The following is a 19,967-nucleotide window of genomic DNA, read 5'->3' on the forward strand; positions in this document are numbered from 1 at the left end:
CCGGACTCAGCCCAGGTCGAGCTGGCGGCCCAGGGCGCTGTCGCCGGACTCGATGCCCAGCGCCTCGGCGGTCCCGGCGAGCACCGCCTGGGCGGCGAGGAAGGCCTCGCGGGGCTGGCGCGCGCGGATGCTCTCCATCAGCTGTCGGTGGCGCTCCAGGCTGTCCTCGGGGTCGCTGGCGCTGACGTTGGACTCCGCCACCAGCATGTAGATCGAGGGCCTGAGGATGTGCGAGAGCTGGGCCCAGACGATGTTGTGGGTGGCCTTGAAGATGGCGACATGGAAGGCGACGTCGTAGTCGCTGTGCAGCCGGGCCTCCTGGCCGTCGGCGCCGTGCAGGTTCTGGCCCATGCCCTCGAAGGCTTCCTCGATGGCGACCAGGTCGCGGGCCGTGGCGCGTTTGGCGGCGGTCATCGCCACATAGGGTTCGACGTCGAGGCGAAACGACAGGATCTCGCGCTGAATGCCCGGGTTGGGCGCGGCGTAGCGGGTCATCCAGTCGGTGACCTGGGGATCGAGGATGTTCCACTCGGCGTATTCGCGCACCTTGGAGCCGTGGCCCGAGATGCGCTCGATGATGCCCACGTCCACCAGCTGGCGCAGGTCGCTGCGCACCGCCGAGCGGTTGATGGCGAACTGCTCGCAGAGGTCGACCTCCTTGGGCACGAAGTCGCCGGGCTGATAGCGGCCGGAGAAGATGGCCTCGGCCAGGAAATCGGCCACGCTGGGGCGAGGGGATGTCTTGCGCTGCTTGTCTGTCACGAGTCCCGCGTCCGGTAAAGATTCAACATATTGTGTTCTATGTTGCACGTTTCATCAATGTGACCTTGGTGTCAGGACGCCGCCTCGGCGCCCGCCAGCAGCCCGCAGAAGCGGGCCAGCAGCGAGGTGGCCTCCGGCGTCGGTGACACCGCCGCCAGCAGCGCCTCGGGGTCGCGGCCCTGCTCGGCCAGCCCCTCGGCCTGATGGCGCAGGTAGGCGCGCATCACCGCCGGGGTGAACTCGGGATGGAACTGCACGCTCCACTGACGGGGCCCGTAGCGCAGCGCCTGGAAGCGGTCATGGTCATTCACGGCCAGCACCTCGGTGCCCGGCGGTGCCTGGAGCACCGACTGGGCGTGGGTCAGCTGGGCGGGGAAGGTCTCGGGCAGCGCGCCCAGCAGGGCGTCCCGGTGGCCGGCCTCGGTCAGCCGCACGGGGTGGGTGCCGGTCTCGCGGCCCGCGGGATGATAGCCGCTGTCGCCGCCGAAGGCCGCGGCCATCAGCTGGTGGCCGTAGCAGACGCCGAACATGGCGACGCCGCGCTCGCGGGCCTCGCGCAGCCAGGGCTTGAGCGCCTCGCTCCAGGGCTCGGCATCGCTGACCATGGCGTGGGAGCCGGTGATCACCAGGGCATCGTCGGCGCTCAGCGTCGGCGGGGTGCCGTCGTGGCGGGCATCGAACACCTCGAGGCTGAACTCGCCGCAGGCGGGGGCGAGCCGGTCGCGGAACAGCGCCTCGAAGTCGCCGTGGTCGCGGACCACGTCGTCGAAGGCGTCGCCGGTCTTGACGATCAGCAGTCGCGGCATCTCAGTTCCCCCGAGCCAGTCGCTGACCCAGGGCGCGCATGAAGGCCGAGCCGGCCTCCAGCTGCGCGATCTCCAGGTACTCGTCGGGCTGGTGGGCCTGGCTGATGCTGCCCGGGCCGCAGATCACCGTGGGCAAACCGGCGCGCTGGAACTGGCCGGCCTCGGTGGCGTAGGCCACGGCCCCGGCCGGCGCCTCGCCGACCAGCTCGCGGCAGAGCGTCAGTACCTCGGCGTTGTTGTCGTCGGCCAGCGCCGGCACGGTGACGTTGAGCCGCTCGGTGTGGATGCCGGCGTCCGGGGCGCGCTCGCGCATCTCGGCCTGCAGCGTCTCGGCGTAGGCCTCGACGCGGCCGACCAGGTCCTCGAAGCGGTCCGACGGCAGGTGGCGGATCTCCCACTCGAAGCTGCATTCCCGGGCCATGATGTTGATGGCGGTGCCGCCCTGGATCTTGCCCACGTGCAGGCTGGAGTGGACCACGTTGAAGGCCTCGTCGACGCGGCCCTCGGCACGCAGCTCGCTCATCACGTCCTCGATGAAGGTCACCAGCCGGGCGGCGACGTGGATCGCCGAGACGCCCTGGTGGATCTGGCTGGAGTGCGAGGCGCGGCCGGTCACGGTGGTGCGCAGGTTGGTGGCGCCCTTGTGGGCGACCACCGGCTCCATCAGCGTCGGCTCGCCGACGAACACCGCCGCCGGACGCGGATGGTCGGCCATCAACCGCTCGATCATGCGCGGTGCGCCGACGCAGCCGATCTCCTCGTCGTAGGAGAAGGCCAGATAGAGCGGCTTTTCCAGCTCGAGCTCAACCCAGCGCGGCACCTCGGCCAGGGCGCAGGCGATGAAGGCCTTCATGTCGCAGGTGCCGCGGCCGTAGAGGCGGCCGTCGCCCTTGTCGGTCAGGGTGAAGGGATCGGTCGACCAGGGTTGGCCGTCCACCGGTACCACGTCGGTATGGCCGGAGAGCACCACGCCGCCCTCGACCGCCGGGCCGATGCGGGCCAGCAGGTTGGCCCTGGTGCCGTCGTCGCTGTCGACGCGCCAGTGCTCGACGCCATGGTCGTCGAGCCAGGCCTCGATGAAGGCGATCAGGTCCAGGTTGGAGTCGCGGGACACGGTGGGAAAGCCCACCAGTCTCTCGAGGAACTGGGCGGCGGTCATGGTCGGCTCCGAAGCAGGGTGACGTCGCCGCCTAGCCTATCACGCCGCCCGGACCCGAGGGATGGTCGCGGCGCCATGAGAGAGGGCAGACATGAGGCGTCGTGCCGCTCAGGTCGAGCGACGCCGCAGCCGCGGCGCGCGCAGCGGCTCGCCGCGCAGCCAGGGGCCCAGCAGCCGCGTCGACAGCGGGATGAAGAGGAACACCATCACCGGGGTCAGCATCAGGGTGCTGGCCAGCACCCTCGGCACCAGCGGCAGCGTGGCCAGGGCGTCGCCGAACAGGATCTGGAAGGCCAGCGAGACCGGGAAGAACGCCAGCCAGATGGCGATGGCCTGCTTCCAGCGCGGCGGCGCGGGGCTGCCGGCTGGCTGGAACCAGCGGTCCAGGCCGGTGGCGCGATGCTCGTGGGGCGCGTCGAAGAGCCCCTGGCCGCGGGCCAGCCAGGCCCGGCGCGAGGCGGAATGCTCCCAGGTCGCCAGGGTCTCGGCGTCGCGGAAGCGGAAGATGATCTGGTATTCGTCGTCGCCGGGGGGCGGTGCCAGCACGCCGGAGCCGAGGTAGCCGCCGAAGTCGGAGGCCAGTTCGCGGCCTTCCTCGAGCCAGCGCATGAAGTCGCGATAGCGGCCGCTGGCCACGCGGCGCGCCACCATCAGAGTGACGGGATCAGAGGACATGGTGGTTCTCCTGATGAACTCGTTGGCCCGGGTAAGGGCCGCCGAAGAAACGGCGGATCGGGTACATCCGCTGCCGGGAGAATCTTATGTCATTCGGGAGGAAATAGACAGATTGTGTGGCTTTCGGGTCTTGAGCCAGCATGATGGTCTATTTTGGTGCGAGATAAGGGAGTCCCAGGAGGGCATGCACCATGCCGGTGCCGGCGCACATCACCGCATGACAGGGGCATCCGCCGCGACTCCAGGCCGTGTCCTCCACCTGTCTCATGAGGGAGCCACCATCGCCATGTCAAAAAAACGAGAAAAAGCGAAACCCGGCACGGCCGCACGGCGTATCTATCCACGCAACACCTTCTGCAGCCGTCAACAATGGAGAGAGACATGAACGTCTACTCAACACAAGCGGGAATGGGTTTCGTTGTAGCGATGAGCATGGCACTGGGGGCTTCTTCCGCCTTCGCGGGCATGGAGGCTCCCGAAGAGGTCGCGGTCCCGGCAGGCAACACGGTCTTCCTCGAGACCGTCGGGAAGGGCGAAATCACCTACGCCTGTGAAACAAGAGAGGATGGCGCCATGGGATGGGTCTTCAAAGGGCCCGATGCCATGCTCATGGACGGCGACGAACAGGTCGGCTCCTACTATGGCCCGCCCGCCACCTGGGAGGCGAGTGATGGCTCGAAGATCACCGGTACCCAGCTGGCCACCGCGCCCGGCGGGGATGGCAACATTCCCTTCCAGCTCGTCGAGGCGAACCCCGCGATGGGGGAAGGTGCCATGACCGGCGTGACCTACGTCCAGCGTCTCAACACTCAAGGCGGCGTGGCGCCGGATTCAGCTTGTTCGGCAGACAACGCGGGAGCCACAGAAATCGTCAACTACCAGGCGGATTACCTTTTCTGGAAAGCAAGCTAGTACCCAGTGAACGGCGAGCACCGCGACGCCCCCACCCGAGCCGGGTGGGGGCGTCGCTTGCCGGGCATTTGTGACCTAGAATCCAAGCCACAAGCGCAGCACCTGCGGTATCCAGGCCTCCAGAAGATTCCCTCGGAAACCCCCGCGGCGGTGTCCGAACCGAGCCATCTTCGCGGCCGGCAGATGGCCAGTGGCCCCCAACACGGCAGACCGCCAATGAGGAATGCCTGGCGACTCACTCCCGCTCGTTTCTCGTCACCCGCAGCAGCACCCGATCCATGCCCCGGGTGCTGAGCACCCGCTTGAGCGCGGCGAACAGGTGGGTGGGGACGGTCACGGCGTAGCGGGGCTTCGGGCGACGGTGCTCGAGGGCGTGGATGAGCTTGTCGACGACCGCCTCGGGGCCGAGGGTGAAGGCCCCCTTGCCGTCCTCGCTGGAAAGGCGGGCCTCCACCTTCACGTAGGTGTCGGCGTGGGCGCTGTGGGCGGCGTCGATGTTGGCCCGGTAGGCGCGATAGGCGTTCTCGCGGAAGCGGCTGGCGATGGGGCCGGGCTGGATCAGGCTGACATGGATGCCGCTGCCGGTGAGCTCCTGGCGCAGGGTATCGGCGAGGCCCTCGAGGGCGAACTTGGAGCACACATAGGCGCCGCGATAGGGCAGGGCGGCGAAGCCCAGCACCGAGCTGTTGTGCACGACGCGCCCGTGGCCCTGGGCGCGCATCATCGGCAGCACTCGAGTGGTGAGCTCGTGGGTGCCGAGCAGGTTGGTCTCGAGCTGTTCGCGCAGCACGTCCCGGCTCAGGTCCTCCACCGCGCCGGGCTGGCCGTAGGCGCCGTTGTTGAACAGCGCCGTCAGCCGCCCTCCGGTGCGCTCGCGCACGTCTTCCACCGCGGCCGCGATCGAGGCGCTGTCGGCCAGATCCAGCCGCAGGGCCTCCAGGCCCTCCTCCTCGAGGCGCGAGACGTCCTCGGCGGCTCTTGCTGTCGCGAAGACCCGCCAGCCGCGCCTGGCCATGGCATGGGCCGCGGCATGGCCGATCCCGCTGGAACAGCCGGTGATCAGCAGGCTGCGCGTCGTCTCTTGGCCTTCCGGCATCCTCGTGTCTCCTTCCCTTTCATGTGTCTCTTGATCGCTAGCCGCCGACCAGCCGCGCCTGGCTGGTGCCGTTGCCCAGCGGCTCGACGCGGATCTGCACCGGGATGCGCTCGTGCATCTCCTGGACGTGGGAGATCACCCCGACGCGGCGGCCCAGCGCCTGCAGGCCGTCCAGGGCCTCCATGGCCAACGCCAGCGACTGCGGGTCGAGGCTGCCGAAGCCCTCGTCGATGAACAGCGATTCGATGGTGAGCTCGCCGGAGGCCATGGAGGCCAGCCCCAGCGCCAGGGCCAGCGAGACCAGGAAGGTCTCGCCGCCGGACAGCGAGTGCACCGAGCGGCGCTCGTCGCCCATGTCGTGGTCGACCACCAGCAGCCCGAGCTCGCTGCCGCCGCGCACCAGCCGGTAGCGCCGCGACAGCCCGCCGAGGTGCGCGTTGGCATGCTCCAGCAGCTGCTCCAGATTGTAGGCCTGGGCGATGCGCCGGAACGCCTTGCCGTCGGCGGAGCCGATCAGCTCGCTGATGCGGCCCCAGCGGCGATGCTCGGCCCGCGCCGCCTCGAGCTCGGCCTGGGCGTCCTGCTGGCGCCGGCGCCGGCGGTCGTCGTCGTGCAGGGCGTGGGCGGCCTCGTCACGCTGCTGCTGGGCGGCGTTAAGCCGCGGGGTGAGGGCCTCGCGCTCTTCACCCAGGGCCTCGCGGCGACGGGCGATCTCGGCCTCGGCGGGGGCGTCGAGCAGCGCCGGCTCGCCGTCGTCGGCCTCGACCAGCGCCTGTTCGCGGCGATGATCGATCAGCGCCTGGCGGCGTTCCCTGAGGGCGGCGGCGGCCTGCTGGCGGGCCTGGTCGGCGTCTTCCAGCTGTCGCCGCTGGCGCTCGGCCTCGTCGTCGGACTGGGCCAGCAGCCGGGCGAGGGTGGCGTCGTCCAGCTCGGGATGCGCCTGCCGCCACTCGGCCAGCTCGGCGGCGAGGGCGTCGCGCTCGCGGCGCAGCGCCTCGAGCCGCTCGGCCTCGTGGCTCGCCTGCTGGGCGAGGCGCTGATGTTCGGTCTGCGCCGCGTGATGTGCCGCCTGGGCAGTGTCCCGGTCCCGGCGGGCGCTCTCCTGGCGGGCGTCGAGATGCTGCTGCCAGGCGTCCGGCGAGGCGTGATCGCCGAGGCGGGCGCGCAGGTCGGCGGCCAGGGCCTCGCGGGCCCGACGCAGCGGCGGCAGCCGCTCGGCCAGCCCGGCGAGCTCCTGTTCGAGCTCGCTCTGCTGGGAGCCGAGCCGGGCGAGCTCGATCTCGTCCTGATGCAGCGCCCGGTTCAGCGGGGCGAGTTCGGCCTCGGCCCGGGACAGCTCGTCGAGGATGCGCCGTTGCTCGTCCCGCTGGGCCTCGATGGCCTGCCGCTGACGGCCCAGCCAGGCCTCGCGCTCCTCGGCGGCGATGGCGGAAAGCTCCGGCTGCAGCGGATGCGCGTCCAGCGTGCGCTGCGCCTCGGCGCGCTGCCGGTCGGCGCTGCCGAGGTCCTCGCCCTGCTGGGTCACCGAGGCCTTCAGGGCGCGGTATTCGCCCTCGATGTCATGGCGCTGCTGGTAGGCCCGGTCGCGCTGGTCCTGCGCCTGTGCCAGCTGGCGATCCTCCTCCGCCTGCTGGGCGGCGAGCTGGGCGGCCTCCGGCGAGGCGGGCGGCCGGTGGCGCCAGGGATGCTCGAGCCCGCCGCACACCGGGCAGGGTTCGCCCTCCGCGAGGCCCTCGCGCAGGCGGGCCACGCTCTCGCTGCGCACGGCGCGGCTGCGCTCGACGAAGGCCTGAATGCTCGTGAGGTGGCGCTCGGCGTCGTCGAGGCGCTGCCGGGCGGCCTGGCCCCGGCCGAGCAGCGCCTCGAGTCGCTGCTCGCTGTCCGCCAGGCGCGTCTTCAGCGTCTGATGGGCCTGCTCGGCGCGGCAGGCGTCCTGCCAGCGGCCGTGAAGCTCGCCTAGTTCGAGGCGGCGCTGGGCCGCCGCATCGTGGGCCCGCTGGGCGGTCTGTCGGGCGCTGTCCAGGCCGTCATGGTCGCCGATCAGGCGCTCGAGGGCGGCGTGCCAGCGGTCGCGCTGCTCGCGTCGCCGGGCGTGGGCCGCGTCGGCCTGGCGCCGCTGCTCGGCGAGGGCGGCGGCGCGTCGACGGCGCTCCTCATGGGTGCGCTCGAGCTCCGCCAGCTGCTGGTCCTGGGTCGCGAGGCGCTGGGCCAGTTCGCGTGCCTCGCGCAGCGCGGGCTCGGCCTGGCGGCGTGCCTCGCCGGCTTCGACGAGCGTGCGTTCGGCGGCCTCGCTGGCGAACCTGGCCTTTTCCTGCGCACGCTCGGCGTCGGTGAGCGCTCGCTGCGTCTTCTGGTGGTTGGCCTCCAGGGCCTCGAGCTCGCCGGGCAGCGCGGCCTGGCGCGTCAGTTGATGACGCCGGGGCAATATCACCCGGCGCCACGCCTGATCCTGCCGGGCGGAGACGAGCGCACTCCAGGCGTCCTCGGCCGTGTCCACGTCGTGCTGGCCGCGCTGGAAGCTGGCGTTCAGTTGATCATCCTGTTCATGCCAGCGCTGCCTGGCCTGAAGCGAAGCCGAGTGCGCCTGCAGGTCGGTAAGCGCTCGCTGGGTGGTCTCGGCGGCGCGTTCGAGCTCGGCGCGGGCCTCGGCTTCGGCGGGCAGGTCGTCGGCGAGCCGGGCCTCGATCGTCTCCACGGCCTTTTTGGCCTCGCTGGCGCGGCGGTAGGCGGCCATGGAGATGGCGGAGTATTCGCTGGTGCCGGTCAGCCGCTCCAGCAGGTCGCTGCGCTCGTTGTCGTCGGCCTTGAGGAAGGCGGCGAACTCGCTCTGGGCCAGCAGCACGGCGCGGGTGAACTGCTCGAAGGTCAGGCCCAGGCACTCCGGCAGCAGGCGGTCGAACTCGCGCTTCTGGTTGGTCAGCAGGCGGTCGTCGTCGAGGTCGCGCAGCGACTGGTCGACCGCCTGCAGGCGGCCGCTGGCCTTCTCGCGGGCGCGGCGCACGGCCCAGCGGGCGCGGTAGCGGCGGCCGTCGCGGCCGAGGAAGTCGACCTCGGCGAAGCCGCTGGCCGTGCCGCGACGCAGCAGGGTACGCGGGTCGGCGGTGTTGAGGGTGGCGTCGCCGACGTCGGGCAGCGGCGCCTCCCGGCCGGGGGCCTGGCGCAGCCGAGGCGTGCCGCCGTAGAGCGCCAGGCACAGGGCATCGAGCAGGGTGCTCTTGCCGGCGCCGGTGGGGCCGGTGATGGCGAACAGCCCGGCATCGCTGAGCGGCGCCGCGGTGAAGTCGAGCGCAAGCGGCCCGGGAATCGAGGCCAGGTTGGCCAGGCGCAGGGCGAGGATCTTCATGCGGAGTCCTCCTCGCCTGAGTCCAGCACGTCCTGACGCAGCCGGTCGAAGTCGGCCAGGATGTCGTCGTCCGGCGGCTCGCCCCAGCGGCCCTGCCAGGTGCGCTCGAACAGCCGGCGGGGGCCGAGGGTCTCGAGGTCGACGCGCTCGGGGGCGTGCTCGGCCGCGACCTTGGGCAGGCGGCGCTCGAGGCGCAGCAGGCGCAGCGGCTTGCCCTCGAGGGCGGCATCGACCCGGGCGCGCAGGTCGGGCATCGGCGCCTCCAGCTCGACGCGCAGCTCCAGCCAGGGCCAGCGTTCTCTCGGCAGATCGGCATCGAGCTCCAGCGCCTCCAGCTCGGCCAGCACGGCGTCGAGCGGCGCGGGGCCGAGCCGATGCATGGCCACCGGGCGCGGCACGGGCAGGGACTCGACCCCGGCCAGCCGCTCGCCGTCGAGGGTCGCCTCGACCACCTGGTGGGCGTAGTTGAGCTCGCTGAAGTCCAGCGGCAAGGGGCTGCCGCTGTAGCGGATGCGCGCCTCGCCGACCCTTTGTGCGCGATGCAGGTGGCCCAGCGCCACGTAGGCGATATCGTCGGGGAACAGGGCGGCGGAGATCGACTCCTCGCCGCCGATCACGATCGGCCGTTCGCTGGCCTCGGAGACGGCGGCGCCGTGCAGGTGGGCGTGGCTCATGGCGACCAGCGCCTGGCCGTCGTCGCGGCGCTCGCGGGCGGCGTCGATCAGCTCGCGATGGACGCGGTTGATGCCGGCGACGTAGTCGTTGGGCGCGTCCTCTCCGTTTCCGGTCTCGTCGGTGGCCATCTGGCCGGTGACCTCGGCGGGGCGCAGGAAGGGCAGCGCCAGGCACCAGGCGCGGGTCTCGCCGGCCGCGTCGGTGAGCGGCACCAGCAGGCGTCCGGCGTCGAGTCGGCCGTCGTCGAGCCAGCGTACCCGGCCCCGGGCGTGGGTGCGCAGGCGCTGCATCAGCGGGGCGGGCAGCTCGATGCGGTTGCCGCTGTCGTGGTTGCCGGCGATCAGCACGATGTCGAGCCCGGGCAGCCGCTCGTGGGCGCCGACGATGAAGTCGAAGAGCAGTTCCTGGGCGCGCAGCGAGGGATTGACCACGTCGAAGATGTCGCCGGCCACCAGCAGGGCGTCGGCCTCGCGTTCGACCAGGGTCTCGAGCAGCCAGCTCAGGAAGGCGCGGTGCTCCTCATGGCGTTCCTGGCCGTGGAAGCTCTGGCCCAGGTGCCAGTCGGCGGTGTGGATCAGTCTCAGCATGGCGTCCCCCGGTGTTCCGTCACACGGTCGAAAGGGCCTAGTCTAACCCGAGCGCCGCCGACACATCAGGGAGCGCCTTGAGCGATCGGTGGCTTCCCGATATCCACCCGGTGCGGGGCTGATCCGGCGACATGAAAAAACTCTGCGACCTGTCCCCGGCGCCCCGCGTGATGTCCACTTTGATATTCCGAGTTTTTCGATGATCGAACTGCACGACTGGAACCTTTCCCCCACCGAGGCCATCGCGCTGCAGCGGCGCCTGGCCGGGCGAGTGGAGCGCGAGGATCGCCTGGAGGCGGTGAGCCGCATCGCCGGGGTGGATATCGGCTTCGAGCAGGGGGGCGAGATCACCCGCGCCGCGGTGGTGGTGCTGGCCTGGCCGCCGACGGGCGAGGGCGCCTTCGAGGTGGTCGAGCAGGCGGTACACCGCGAGCCGACGCGCATGCCCTATGTGCCGGGGCTGCTGTCGTTTCGCGAGGTGCCGGCGGCGCTCGCGGCCTTCGAGAGGCTCGTCACCCGGCCGCAGCTGGTGATGGTCGACGGCCAGGGCATCGCCCATCCACGCCGGCTGGGCGTGGCCAGCCACCTGGGGCTGTGGCTCGATCTGCCGACCATCGGCGTGGCCAAGAAACGGCTGTGCGGTCGCCACGACGAGCCGGGTCCGGAGCGGGGCGACGGCACGCCGCTGGTCGACAAGGGCCCCGGCGGCGAGGAGACGATCGGCACGGTGCTGCGCTCGCGGCGGGGCGTGAAGCCGGTGTTCGTCTCGCCGGGGCATCGGCTGTCGCTGGCCTCGGCGCTCGACTGGACGCTGGCCTGCCTGGGGCGCACCAAGCTGCCGGAGCCGACGCGGCTGGCCGACCGGCTGGCCTCGAGGCGGGATCAGACACGGCGCTGAGCTTGCCATCCCTGGCCGGGCAGCCGACCATGGCGCCCCTTCCTTCTCTATCTGGATGCCCGACATGAGCGCTTCTGCCCCCAGCCCCCTTGCGGCCACCCGTGCCTGGGTCGAGACCTTCGTGGTCGGCCTCGAGGTGTGCCCCTTCGCCGGCCGCGAGGTGGCCCGCGACAGCATCCGCTACGTCGAGGTGGATGCCACCGATCCCGCGGCCGCGCTGATGAGGCTGATGGAGGAGTGCTGGCACCTCGACGAGCACGCCGGAACCGAGACCACGCTGATGGTGCTGAGCGAGGGCCTGGCGGACTTCGACGACTACCTGGATGCGCTGGGCATGGCCGAGGCGCTGCTGGAGGAGCAGGGCTACGAGGGTGTCTATCAGATCGCGAGCTTCCACCCGGACTACGAGTTCGAGGGCGAGGCCGAGGATTCGCCGCGCAACTTCACCAATCGCTCGCCCTGGCCGATGTGGCACCTGATCCGCGAGGCCGGGCTGGAGCGCGCGCTGGCGCACTATCCGGACCCCGAGGCCATTCCCGAGCGCAATGCGGCGCTGATGGAGCGCAGGGGCCACGACGCCCTGGCCGCCTCGCTGGCGGCGCTGCGCGGGGCATCGGGGCAGGGCTAGCTCCGATGCTCGTCGCGCTAGCCGCGCCTCAGACCACGTCCAGCGGTTCCTTGGCGAACGGGGCCGGGAATTCGGCCTCCAGGCGGTCTATGGCCTGGTCGTCGAGGGTGGCCTGGAGCACGGCGGCGTTGTCGCGGACGTGGTCGGGGTGGACGGCCTTGGGCGTGGCGATCAGGTCGCGCAGGCCGTCGACCGGGCGGATCGCCCAGGCCAGCAGCAGCTGGGCCGGCGTCAGGCCCTGCTCGGCGGCCAGGGCGTTGACCACCTGATTGCTGAGCGGGTCCTGCTGCAGTCGGCCGGCCCGGGCCAGCGGGCAGTAGCCCATCAGCGGCATGCCCTGCTGGCGCTGCCAGGGACGCAGGGCGTGCTCGATGCCGCGCGAGCCCAGATGGTAGAGCACCTGGTTGACGGCGCAGTCGCTGCCGCCGGGGCGTGCGTAGAGGGTCTCCATGTCGTCGACGTCGAAGTTGGAGACGCCGAAGCGGCGGATCTTGCCGGCCTCGCGCAGCCGCTCGAAGGCCTCCAGGGTCTCGTCGATGGGGATGCCGCCGGGCCAGTGCAGCAGGTAGAGATCCAGGTGGTCGGTGCCCAGGCGCTCGAGGGTCGCCTCGCAGGCGGCGATGGCCGTGTCGCGCCCGGCGTTCCAGGGGTAGACCTTGGAGACCAGGAAGGCCTCGTCGCGACGCCCGGCCAGGGCCTCGCCGACGACCTTCTCGGCGCCGCCGTCGGCGTACATCTCGGCGGTGTCGATCAGCGTCATGCCCAGGTCCAGGCCCAGCTGCAGGGCGCGGACCTCGTCGGCGCGGGAAGCGGGGCCTTCGCCCATGAACCAGGTGCCCTGACCGATGGCGGGCAGTTCCACGGCCGGCTCGTGAGCGGTGGCCGGCAGGGTGACGCGAGCGGGTTGTGTCATGGCGCTTCCTATCTTTTTTGTGCTGAAGACTCGCGTCCAGTCTGGAGATGCCGATCCCGCGGCGCAATCCGCCCTTGTGACACGGTGCTATCGTCCCCATGGTCTATCGTGTAGAGACGGAAATTCCGACCATCCAAGCGCAAGGAGTCGACATGAGCATCCAGAAGAACGGCAGCGCCGTCTGGCAGGGCGGCCTCAAGGACGGCAAGGGCACGGTATCCACCCAGAGCGGCACGCTGAACGAGGCGCCGTACAGCTTCGCCAAGCGCTTCGAGGACGAGTCCGGCGCCAACCCCGAGGAGCTGATCGGCGCCGCCCATGCCAGCTGCTACTCCATGGCGCTGTCGATGATCCTCGGCGAGGCGGGCTACACGCCGGATCGCATCGCCAGCCGCGCCACCGTCAGCCTGGCGCCGGACGACAGCGGCTTCAGCATCAGCGCCGTGCATCTCGAGACCCGCGCCAGCGTGCCGGGTGCCGACGAGGCGGCCTTCCAGGACGCGGCCGAGAAGGCCAAGGCCGGCTGCCCGGTGTCGAAGCTGTTCAATGCCGAGATCACCCTGGACGCCAAGCTGGACTGAGGCGCCCGGCGCGATCCACCGAACCATAGACGCCAGTCAGCGAGGCCACCTTCGGGTGGCCTCGCGTCGTTTGGGCACCAGCCAAGCTGGCGGGGGAGATCAGCGGGCCCGGCGGGCGGCGTCCACCAGGGCGCGGATCAGCCGCTGCTGGGGGCGATTGAAGATCAGCCACTCCGGATGCCACTGCACGCCGATCAGGAAGTCGTGCTCGCGGGACTCGATGGCCTGCACCAGGCCGTCGCGGTCGCGGGCGACGATCTCGATGCCCTGGCCCGTCTCCTGCACCGCCTGGTGGTGCAGGCTGTTGATGCGACACCAGGTCACGCGGAGGATGCGGTAGAGCCGGCTGTCGCCGACGATGTCCACCGTCTTGCGCGGCAGCACGGTGCGCCGTCGCTTGAGCCCCTCGTTGGTGGTGTAGATGTCCGGGTCCAGGGTGCCGCCCTGGTGCACGTTGATCAGCTGGGCGCCGCGGCAGATGCCGAGCACCGGGGTGTCGGCGGGAATGAAGCGTTCGAGCAGCGCCAGCTCGAGCCGGTCGCGTTCGGGGTCGACGCGCACGTCGAGCTGGATCTCGCCGCCGTAGTGGTGGGCCTCGATGTCGTCGCCGCCGCCGATGATCAGGCCATCGAGCGTCTCGGGCCGCGGGCGCGAGGGCGACAGCCGCAGCGGGCGGCCGCCGTGACGCCACACGGCGAACCAGTCGAACCACCAGGCGATGCGGCTCTTGCGGTCGGAGGTGGTGATGCCGATCAGCGGGCGCTGGCTCTGCCTCATGACTGCCCGAGCCTCCGGCGCAGCGATTGCCACAGCCGCACCGGCCAGGCCGGGCGGTGGCGGGCCAGATACTGGGCGCCACGCTCGGCCAGCGTCTCCGGCGAGGCGGCCAGCGTCTCCACCTCGAGCCAGCGATTCCACTCCTGGACGGCGCCCCAGCCGGACTCGGAGAGCTGGGCGTTGGGCAGCCGGTAGTGATAGGTCGGCCGCGGCTTGACCAGGTGATCGCCGAGCAGCTCGTGGGGATGCTCGGGATGCAGGTGGGCGAACAGCGGCAGCAGGTCGAGCTCGCGATTGCGGGTCGGGTTGTACTCGAGATAGTCGTCGATCAGCGTCTCGAGGTCCGGCGCGTAGTCGGGATCGAGCACCTTGAGCGCATAGGGCCGCGGGAAGGGGTTGGCGTGGGGCAGCACTTCCCGGGTGATGTCGACCCGGATCTGCTCGCGCAGCCAGCGGGCGCTGAGCAGATAGGCGCGCAGATGGGCCAGCAGGCTCTCGACGTTCAGGCCCGGCGCCTCGGGGTTGAGGTGCAGGCCGAAGCCGTAGAGCAGGCTGGCCTCGGTGCCCTTGGCGCCGCGCTGGCGCAGCGCCTCGAACAGCGCATCGAGCTGGTCGAGCTCGTCCCAGGGCACCGGCGGGCAGACGATCTCGGTGGGCACCAGGCCCGTGACCACATCGCCGATCAGCTCCCGGGTGCGCCGGTGGAACTCCTGGCGCATGCGCTCCCATTCGCTGTCCTTGCAGGCCTCGGGGTCGACGCGCTCGGCGTCCGGGTGGGCGTACTGGGTGTCCAGCTCGATGCCGAACTCCCCCCAGCGGGTGTCGGTGACCTTCAGGCGATGGGGGCTCAGCACCTCGACCTCGCCGCCGAACAGCTCCTTGACCAGGTTGGCGGTGTCTCGCGGCGGCAGGCCGGCGAACTCGATCTCGACTCCGACCCGGCGGGGCCTTCCCTCGGCATTGTCGGGTACGGGTGGCGGTTGCGGCGTCATGACGGCATCCTGTGTGACGGTATCGGCAGCCTAACATTGCTGCCAGGGATTCTGATATTGCGGTCACCCAACGTACGGAGACTCACGTTGCCACGCGCGCCTCGCCACTTTTCGTTCGCCCTGCGGGGCCTGCTGCTGCTCTCGCTGCTTCTTCTGCCGCTGATGGCGGCCGCCCAGTCGCTGCCGATCTCCGCCCTGGGCGGGGGGCAGGAGCAGGGCAGCGAACAGGAGCCCGATCCCGAGGCCCTGCAGCAGGCGCTCGACCGCATCATCACCACGCTGGAAGACGAGAACCGGCGCGACCAGCTGCTGCAGAGCCTGGAGTCGCTGCGCACCGCCAACAGCGAGGTGGCCGAGGAGGAGGGCATCGCCGGGCAGCAGGGGCTGCTGGGGGCGCTGGCCGACACCTTCAACGAGCTGGGCGAGCAGGCCGAGTCCGGCCGCTCGCCGTTCAACGACTGGCAGCGCCAGTTCCGCGAGGGCTGGACGGACTTCACCGAGCTGGTGGTGCGCACCGGCGACGGCGCGCTGCTCAACTTCGTGGTCGAGATGGCGGTGTTGGTCGGCATCTGGACCGGCCTGCTGGTGATCCTGATCGCGCTGGGGCGGCGGCTGGCGCAGCGGCGCGGCTGGCCGCTGGACCTGCCCCGCGAGCCCAAGGGGGCGCTGCTGGCGATCCACTTCCTGCGCCGCCTGCTGCCCTGGGGGCTGGCCTTCGTGCTGGCGCTGGGCGTGGCCCAGCTGGTGCCGGAGAGCGCCGGGCGCACCGGGGCGCTGGTGATCGCCTACATCTCGCTGTGCGGACGCACCCTGTCGGTGGTGGTGGAGACGGTGATCTCGGTGTTCACCCGCGGCCATCGCTTCGTGGCCGTGCAGATCCTCCAGCATCAGGCGCTGCGCCCGCTGTTCGTGATCGGCGCGCTGATCGCCCTGGGCGATGCGCTGAACTCCACGCGCATCACCGTGTCGCTCGGCCTCGACCTGGCCAACCTGCTGTCGGTGATCGCCAACGTGCTGGCGGCCTTGCTCAGCGGGCGCTTCGTGATCCGCTTCAAGCGCCCGATCACGCATCTGATCCGCAACCGCTCCTACAAGCACCGCCGCGACAGCAGCAGCGCCGCCGACATGGCCCGCACCGTGGGCGGGCTGTGGCACATTCCCGCCCTGTTGCTGGTGGGCGGCTCGCTGGTGGCGATCTTCGTCACCGGCGGCGACGTGGCCACGGCGCTGGCGCGCTCCATCGTCTCGGCGTCGCTGCTGGTGCTGACCCTGGTGGTGGCCGGGCTGATCCGCCGCCACTCCGAGCGCCGCACCAAGCGCCGCTTCCGTCGCGAGTATCGCCGCCGCCTGGAGCGCTTCGGCTACACCCTGGCCCACGTCGTCGCCTGGATCACCTTCGCCGAGCTGTTCCTGCAGGTGTGGGGCGGCTCGCTGATCGGCATCGGCCAGCAGGGCGTGGCCAGCGTGCGCATCGGCCAGGCGCTGCTAGGCATCGGCTTCACCGTGCTGCTGGCCTGGCTGGCCTGGATCTTCGCCGACACCGCCATCCAGCGGGCGCTGGCCTCCTCGGCGCGGGCCCGCGGGCGGCGGGTCAATCAGGCCCGCGCCCAGACCATCACGCCGATGATCCGCAACATCATCTTCGCCACCATCGTGATCATCGCCTCCATCGTCGGACTGGCCAACCTGGGCGTGAACGTCACGCCGCTGCTGGCCGGTGCCGGTGTGATCGGCCTGGCGATCGGCTTCGGCGCCCAGACCCTGGTGCAGGACCTGATCACCGGCATCTTCATCCTCATCGAGGACTCGCTGGCGGTGGAGGACTTCGTGCAGATCAACGGCCACATGGGCACCGTCGAGGGGCTGACGCTGCGCACCGTGAAGCTGCGCGACCTGGACGGCATCGTGCACATCATCACCTTCAGCCGCATCGACTCGATCCACAACATGTCGCGCCAGTTCGGCATCGCGCTGATGAAGATCCGCATTCCCTACAACATGAAGATCGACGACGCCATCTCGCTGATGCAGGAGACCGCCCAGGCGCTGCGCCAGGACCCGATGATGCGCCACTACATCTGGTCGCCGCTGGAGATGCAGGGCATCCACGCCTTCGAGGACGGCTGCCCGCTGCTGCGCATGCGTTTCCGCACCGCGCCGGAGATGCAGTGGGACGTGGCGCGCGCCTTCAACCTGCTGCTCAAGCGGCGCATGGAAGAGCAGGGCGTGGACCTGGGCGTGCCGCGCCTGAGCGTCAGCATGGAAGGGCATGGCGGCGGCCGGCTGGACGGCAGCGCCGACTGGGGCGAGCAGCACGATGCCGCCGGGCGCGAGCCCGGCGAGGCCGGCGTCGCCGATCCCCATCGCCAGACCAGCGCCAGCGGCGGCTCGCCCGATCCGGGCTAGGGCCCTCGTTGCCTCCTATGCTCGAAGCGGGAGCCCGGCAAGGCCGGCGGTGTGCTAGCGTAAAGCCGGACGCCTCGGCCACGGCAGGCGCGCCGACGCGTGAGGCAACCATGGGGCATCGGCGGCTGGCGCCCGATCCTGATGCCAGGAGGAGAACATCATGCGAACGCTGATCCAGACATTGCTGGCGCCGGTGGTGTGGGTGGCCGACAAGCTCGGCACCAGCCGCGAGGTCGCCCGGGACGAGGCGCAGCAGGCCGAGGTGGACGAGGCCTGCGAGGCGCTGGCGCTCTACCAGTTCTGGAGCGAGCCCGAGTGCATCCGCGTGCGCCGCGAGATCACCCGCCTGGGGCTCTCGATCGAGACCCGCGACGCCCGCCTCGACCCCGAGCACGGCCAGACGCTGAAGGAGCAGGGCGGCAAGCTCCAGGTGCCGTGCCTCTATATCCGCGAGGCCTCCGGCGAGGAGCGCTGGCTCTACAACGCCCAGCGCATCATCGATTATCTGAGGCGCCACTTCGGGGAGTAGGGCGGTGTTTTGTCTCGATACGCCCAGCGGTCCTCCCCACCGCGCCTGTTCCCCGCTCAATGGCGCTCATACCACGCTAGATCCTCAGCTAATTTAGTGGCAGGCTGAAGGAAAGGACGTGAAAGGTGGACGGCACGATGATCGGTGTTATGACGCCTAATTGTCATTCATATGCATGAAAATCAGTGGGTTGGGCGCATCAGACGGGCTGGATAACACGGATGAACGTGCCGGCGCGTTCAAGTCGATAAATAAGTCGGCTATCTAATACCTGTTAACACTGGAGAGTTGAGTTTGAGCAATAAAAACAAGCATGGACTCTCCCGCTATATCCCCGCCGATGTCGAAAGGGATATCCGAGTGCGCTCAAAGTTCGGTTGTGTTTTTTGCCGATCTGCGATCTACCAATATGAACACATTATTCCCGAGTTTAACGATGCTATAGAGCACAGCAGTGACCACATGTGCCTTTTATGTGGACGTTGCCACGATAAGGTGACGAAAGGCCAAATATCCAAAGCTAGCGTCCGTCGTCAGTACGAGAAAGTTCAGGCCGATGCGAATATCAAACGACCTTTTGATGATCTTATTCTGGACAGCCAACGCCTGACCGTGGTTCTTGGTTCTAGCATTTTTAACGGTGCGAGAACTTTGATCGAAATAGATGGTGATGCGGTTCTCGCCATTGAGCCGCCAGAAGATGGAATGTCGTTTCCAACGATTTCGGGCGAATTCTCAGACGAAAATGGAGAAGAGCTTTTCCGTATCGATCGGAACGTCTGGTCGGGGCGACCGGACGTTTGGGATATGAAAGTTGAAGGAAAGGAAATAATTATCCGGTCCGCACCAGGAAAAATTGCTCTTAAATTGATTGTTGAACCACCAAATAAAATAGTGGTTGAGCGCCTCGATATGAGAACGAGGAGCGCATTTTTAAGGCTAAGAAAAGGGTCGCTCGAAGTTGGAAGGGTTGAAGCTGACGCTGAATATTCAATCGGGCTGGAACGATTTGAATGTGACGCTGCGGATGTTGGCGTCAAGGTGGACTCCATTGGGGTACAGGAGCCAGTCTTGAAAGCTGTCCGCATGGTTGGTGGTAAAGGTTTGGCTCTTGAAGGGACGGGAATATCTCTTGGAACAGGTGCATCGAGAATGACTATTCTTGGGCTATCAATTGAGCATGCAACTAGGCGGTATACCAAGAGAATGGTCTTTCCTCTCCAAGAGGATCTACAGGGCTATAGCGAAATTTTACCACCACGCATCTGATCGGATTGGTGTTAACAATCGGCTGCACAGCGACCGATTTTCCGCCGCTTCGCGGCTCCAAACCGGCGCGTGAGCCGGGCGATCAGCCCCAATTCCTCGAGGCTGATAACGGTCAGCGTGGAATGCCGCCTTACAGCGTTTCCTCCAGCAGCGTCAGCAGCCGCTTGTAGTGCAGCTCGTCGGCCTCTGCGTTGTACGAGGGTGCGTCCTTGGCGGTGAAGCCGTGCGCGGCGCTTCGGTAGAGCTCGGTGGTGAAGTGCACGCCGGCGCTGGCCAGGGCCTCGTCCATGCGGGCGATCTGGTCGGCGGGCAGCAGCTCGTCCTTGTCGGCGTGGCCGAAGTAGACGCGGCCTGCGATGTTCCCTACCACGTTTATCGGCGCGTGCTCGTCGTCGGCCTTCGCCAGGTTGGCGGAGTGGAAGCCGGCCGCGGCGGCGATGCGCTCGGGGTGTTCCGCCGCCATGCGCAGCGCGAAGGCGCCGGTGAGGCAGTAGCCCACCACGGCGACCCTGCCCCCGGCGAATTCCGGCGCGGCGTCGATGCCTGCGAGCCAGGCGGTAAAGTCGCGGGACTGCGCCTCGGGCGTCAGCTGGCCGGCGTAGTCGACCAGCGTCGGGCGCACGTCCGGGTCGCGGAACGACTGGCCCGCCGGCACGATCTCGCCGGCCGCGTCACGGTAGTAGATGTTGGGCATCAGCACGGCGTAGCCGGCGTCGGCGATGCGCTGGGCCTTCTCGTGATAGCAGGGGCGCAGGCCGCCGATATCGGTGAGCAGCACCACGGCCGGCAGCGGGCCCGTGGCGTTCTCGGGCGTGAAGACATGGGCGTCGATGGTGCCGTCGGCGGCGGGAAGGTCGAGGGCGCGGGACATGAGGGCTCCCTGGATCGATTGAGGATGTCACAGCGTCGGAAAGGCGTGCCTGTCGAGACGCGATACGGATACGAAAGTTCCTTTGAAT

18 protein-coding genes are annotated in these 19,967 nt (G+C 69.3%); 7 read left to right on the forward strand and 11 right to left on the reverse strand.

What is annotated here, in order from left to right; all coding sequences use genetic code 11:
• Nucleotides 1-6 precede the first annotated feature (6 nt).
• The 4 genes from FIU88_RS05250 to FIU88_RS05265 all read right to left on the reverse strand — a co-directional run bounded on the left by FIU88_RS05250 (nucleotide 7) and on the right by FIU88_RS05265 (nucleotide 3,402).
• On the reverse strand, nucleotides 7-762 hold the full coding sequence (locus FIU88_RS05250) for a FadR/GntR family transcriptional regulator (RefSeq protein WP_253742756.1): 756 nt from the start codon (nucleotides 760-762) through the stop codon (nucleotides 7-9).
• 71 nt (nucleotides 763-833) lie between these two features.
• Nucleotides 834-1,568 (reverse strand): glutamine amidotransferase, encoded by a 735-nt coding sequence (locus FIU88_RS05255; protein ID WP_152478437.1) that lies wholly within the window; start codon nucleotides 1,566-1,568, stop codon nucleotides 834-836.
• Between the two features lies 1 nt (nucleotide 1,569).
• Nucleotides 1,570-2,727, reverse strand: coding sequence for an acetylornithine deacetylase (argE, locus tag FIU88_RS05260; RefSeq protein WP_016855547.1), 1,158 nt, complete (start codon nucleotides 2,725-2,727; stop codon nucleotides 1,570-1,572).
• 108 nt (nucleotides 2,728-2,835) lie between these two features.
• Nucleotides 2,836-3,402 carry a hypothetical protein gene (locus tag FIU88_RS05265; RefSeq protein ID WP_016855548.1) on the reverse strand — a complete coding sequence of 189 codons (567 nt, stop codon included), beginning with the start codon at nucleotides 3,400-3,402 and terminating at the stop codon, nucleotides 2,836-2,838.
• 381 nt (nucleotides 3,403-3,783) lie between these two features.
• Between FIU88_RS05265 and FIU88_RS05270 the strand changes: the two genes are divergently transcribed.
• Entirely contained in the window at nucleotides 3,784-4,314 is a 531-nt protein-coding gene (locus FIU88_RS05270; RefSeq protein ID WP_016855549.1) for a DUF3455 domain-containing protein, read from the forward strand.
• Between the two features lie 235 nt (nucleotides 4,315-4,549).
• Here FIU88_RS05270 and FIU88_RS05275 read toward each other — a convergent pair whose 3' ends face one another.
• The 3 genes from FIU88_RS05275 to FIU88_RS05285 are packed head-to-tail and all read right to left on the reverse strand — an operon-like array spanning nucleotide 4,550 to nucleotide 10,015.
• Nucleotides 4,550-5,410 carry an SDR family oxidoreductase gene (locus tag FIU88_RS05275; protein WP_152478438.1) on the reverse strand — a complete coding sequence of 287 codons (861 nt, stop codon included), beginning with the start codon at nucleotides 5,408-5,410 and terminating at the stop codon, nucleotides 4,550-4,552.
• A gap of 37 nt (nucleotides 5,411-5,447) precedes the next feature.
• A complete protein-coding gene (locus tag FIU88_RS05280) occupies nucleotides 5,448-8,753 on the reverse strand; it encodes an AAA family ATPase (RefSeq protein ID WP_152478439.1) in 3,306 nt (1,101 codons plus the stop codon).
• Nucleotides 8,750-10,015 carry an exonuclease SbcCD subunit D C-terminal domain-containing protein gene (locus FIU88_RS05285; protein WP_152478440.1) on the reverse strand — a complete coding sequence of 422 codons (1,266 nt, stop codon included), beginning with the start codon at nucleotides 10,013-10,015 and terminating at the stop codon, nucleotides 8,750-8,752. The genes FIU88_RS05280 and FIU88_RS05285 overlap by 4 nt, the downstream gene beginning before the upstream one ends.
• Before the next feature lie 199 nt (nucleotides 10,016-10,214).
• Between FIU88_RS05285 and nfi the strand changes: the two genes are divergently transcribed.
• Nucleotides 10,215-10,913 carry a deoxyribonuclease V gene (gene nfi / locus FIU88_RS05290; protein ID WP_152478441.1) on the forward strand — a complete coding sequence of 233 codons (699 nt, stop codon included), beginning with the start codon at nucleotides 10,215-10,217 and terminating at the stop codon, nucleotides 10,911-10,913.
• 64 nt (nucleotides 10,914-10,977) lie between these two features.
• A complete protein-coding gene (locus FIU88_RS05295; protein ID WP_016855554.1) occupies nucleotides 10,978-11,541 on the forward strand; it encodes a DUF1415 domain-containing protein in 564 nt (187 codons plus the stop codon).
• Between the two features lie 28 nt (nucleotides 11,542-11,569).
• Here the strand turns inward: FIU88_RS05295 and FIU88_RS05300 are convergent, their stop codons facing one another.
• A complete protein-coding gene (locus FIU88_RS05300; protein ID WP_152478442.1) occupies nucleotides 11,570-12,454 on the reverse strand; it encodes an aldo/keto reductase in 885 nt (294 codons plus the stop codon).
• Nucleotides 12,455-12,606: 152 nt separating this feature from the next.
• On the opposite strand from FIU88_RS05300, the gene FIU88_RS05305 reads away from it, so the two are divergent.
• Nucleotides 12,607-13,035 carry an OsmC family protein gene (locus tag FIU88_RS05305; RefSeq protein ID WP_152478443.1) on the forward strand — a complete coding sequence of 143 codons (429 nt, stop codon included), beginning with the start codon at nucleotides 12,607-12,609 and terminating at the stop codon, nucleotides 13,033-13,035.
• Nucleotides 13,036-13,134: 99 nt separating this feature from the next.
• Here FIU88_RS05305 and FIU88_RS05310 read toward each other — a convergent pair whose 3' ends face one another.
• Nucleotides 13,135-13,812, reverse strand: a complete 678-nt coding sequence (locus FIU88_RS05310) for a gamma-glutamyl-gamma-aminobutyrate hydrolase (protein WP_016856635.1) — start codon at nucleotides 13,810-13,812, stop codon at nucleotides 13,135-13,137.
• Nucleotides 13,809-14,804, reverse strand: coding sequence for an amidoligase family protein (locus FIU88_RS05315; protein ID WP_152478444.1), 996 nt, complete (start codon nucleotides 14,802-14,804; stop codon nucleotides 13,809-13,811). Before FIU88_RS05315 ends, FIU88_RS05310 begins: the two co-directional genes overlap by 4 nt.
• Before the next feature lie 162 nt (nucleotides 14,805-14,966).
• Here FIU88_RS05315 and FIU88_RS05320 point away from each other — a divergent pair, with 162 nt between their 5' ends.
• From FIU88_RS05320 to FIU88_RS05330, 3 genes are all read left to right on the forward strand, one after another.
• Nucleotides 14,967-17,210, forward strand: a complete 2,244-nt coding sequence (locus FIU88_RS05320; protein WP_083868179.1) for a mechanosensitive ion channel family protein — start codon at nucleotides 14,967-14,969, stop codon at nucleotides 17,208-17,210.
• A gap of 160 nt (nucleotides 17,211-17,370) precedes the next feature.
• Nucleotides 17,371-17,739, forward strand: coding sequence for a glutaredoxin domain-containing protein (locus tag FIU88_RS05325; protein WP_026068636.1), 369 nt, complete (start codon nucleotides 17,371-17,373; stop codon nucleotides 17,737-17,739).
• 294 nt (nucleotides 17,740-18,033) lie between these two features.
• Nucleotides 18,034-19,008: an HNH endonuclease gene (locus FIU88_RS05330; RefSeq protein WP_152478445.1), complete on the forward strand. Its 975-nt coding sequence runs from the start codon at nucleotides 18,034-18,036 to the stop codon at nucleotides 19,006-19,008.
• A 130-nt stretch (nucleotides 19,009-19,138) separates the two neighbouring features.
• Here the strand turns inward: FIU88_RS05330 and FIU88_RS05335 are convergent, their stop codons facing one another.
• A complete protein-coding gene (locus tag FIU88_RS05335) occupies nucleotides 19,139-19,879 on the reverse strand; it encodes a dienelactone hydrolase family protein (protein WP_152478446.1) in 741 nt (246 codons plus the stop codon).
• Nucleotides 19,880-19,967: the final 88 nt, after the last annotated feature.

The organism is Halomonas sp. THAF12 (assembly GCF_009363675.1).
GTDB classification, from domain to species: Bacteria; Pseudomonadota; Gammaproteobacteria; order Pseudomonadales; family Halomonadaceae; genus Halomonas; species Halomonas smyrnensis.

Excerpts from the sequence above, each read along its gene's own strand:
- FIU88_RS05255 (WP_152478437.1), bottom strand. The coding sequence starts at position 1,568 with ATGCCGCGACTGCTGATCGTCAAGACCGGCGACGCCTTCGACGACGTG.
- argE (WP_016855547.1), bottom strand. The coding sequence starts at position 2,727 with ATGACCGCCGCCCAGTTCCTCGAGAGACTGGTGGGCTTTCCCACCGTG.
- FIU88_RS05265 (WP_016855548.1), bottom strand. The coding sequence starts at position 3,402 with ATGTCCTCTGATCCCGTCACTCTGATGGTGGCGCGCCGCGTGGCCAGC.
- FIU88_RS05270 (WP_016855549.1), top strand. The coding sequence starts at position 3,784 with ATGAACGTCTACTCAACACAAGCGGGAATGGGTTTCGTTGTAGCGATG.
- FIU88_RS05275 (WP_152478438.1), bottom strand. The coding sequence starts at position 5,410 with ATGCCGGAAGGCCAAGAGACGACGCGCAGCCTGCTGATCACCGGCTGT.
- FIU88_RS05280 (WP_152478439.1), bottom strand. The coding sequence starts at position 8,753 with ATGAAGATCCTCGCCCTGCGCCTGGCCAACCTGGCCTCGATTCCCGGG.
- FIU88_RS05285 (WP_152478440.1), bottom strand. The coding sequence starts at position 10,015 with ATGCTGAGACTGATCCACACCGCCGACTGGCACCTGGGCCAGAGCTTC.
- nfi (WP_152478441.1), top strand. The coding sequence starts at position 10,215 with ATGATCGAACTGCACGACTGGAACCTTTCCCCCACCGAGGCCATCGCG.
- FIU88_RS05295 (WP_016855554.1), top strand. The coding sequence starts at position 10,978 with ATGAGCGCTTCTGCCCCCAGCCCCCTTGCGGCCACCCGTGCCTGGGTC.
- FIU88_RS05300 (WP_152478442.1), bottom strand. The coding sequence starts at position 12,454 with ATGACACAACCCGCTCGCGTCACCCTGCCGGCCACCGCTCACGAGCCG.
- FIU88_RS05305 (WP_152478443.1), top strand. The coding sequence starts at position 12,607 with ATGAGCATCCAGAAGAACGGCAGCGCCGTCTGGCAGGGCGGCCTCAAG.
- FIU88_RS05310 (WP_016856635.1), bottom strand. The coding sequence starts at position 13,812 with ATGAGGCAGAGCCAGCGCCCGCTGATCGGCATCACCACCTCCGACCGC.
- FIU88_RS05315 (WP_152478444.1), bottom strand. The coding sequence starts at position 14,804 with ATGACGCCGCAACCGCCACCCGTACCCGACAATGCCGAGGGAAGGCCC.
- FIU88_RS05320 (WP_083868179.1), top strand. The coding sequence starts at position 14,967 with ATGGCGGCCGCCCAGTCGCTGCCGATCTCCGCCCTGGGCGGGGGGCAG.
- FIU88_RS05325 (WP_026068636.1), top strand. The coding sequence starts at position 17,371 with ATGCGAACGCTGATCCAGACATTGCTGGCGCCGGTGGTGTGGGTGGCC.
- FIU88_RS05335 (WP_152478446.1), bottom strand. The coding sequence starts at position 19,879 with ATGTCCCGCGCCCTCGACCTTCCCGCCGCCGACGGCACCATCGACGCC.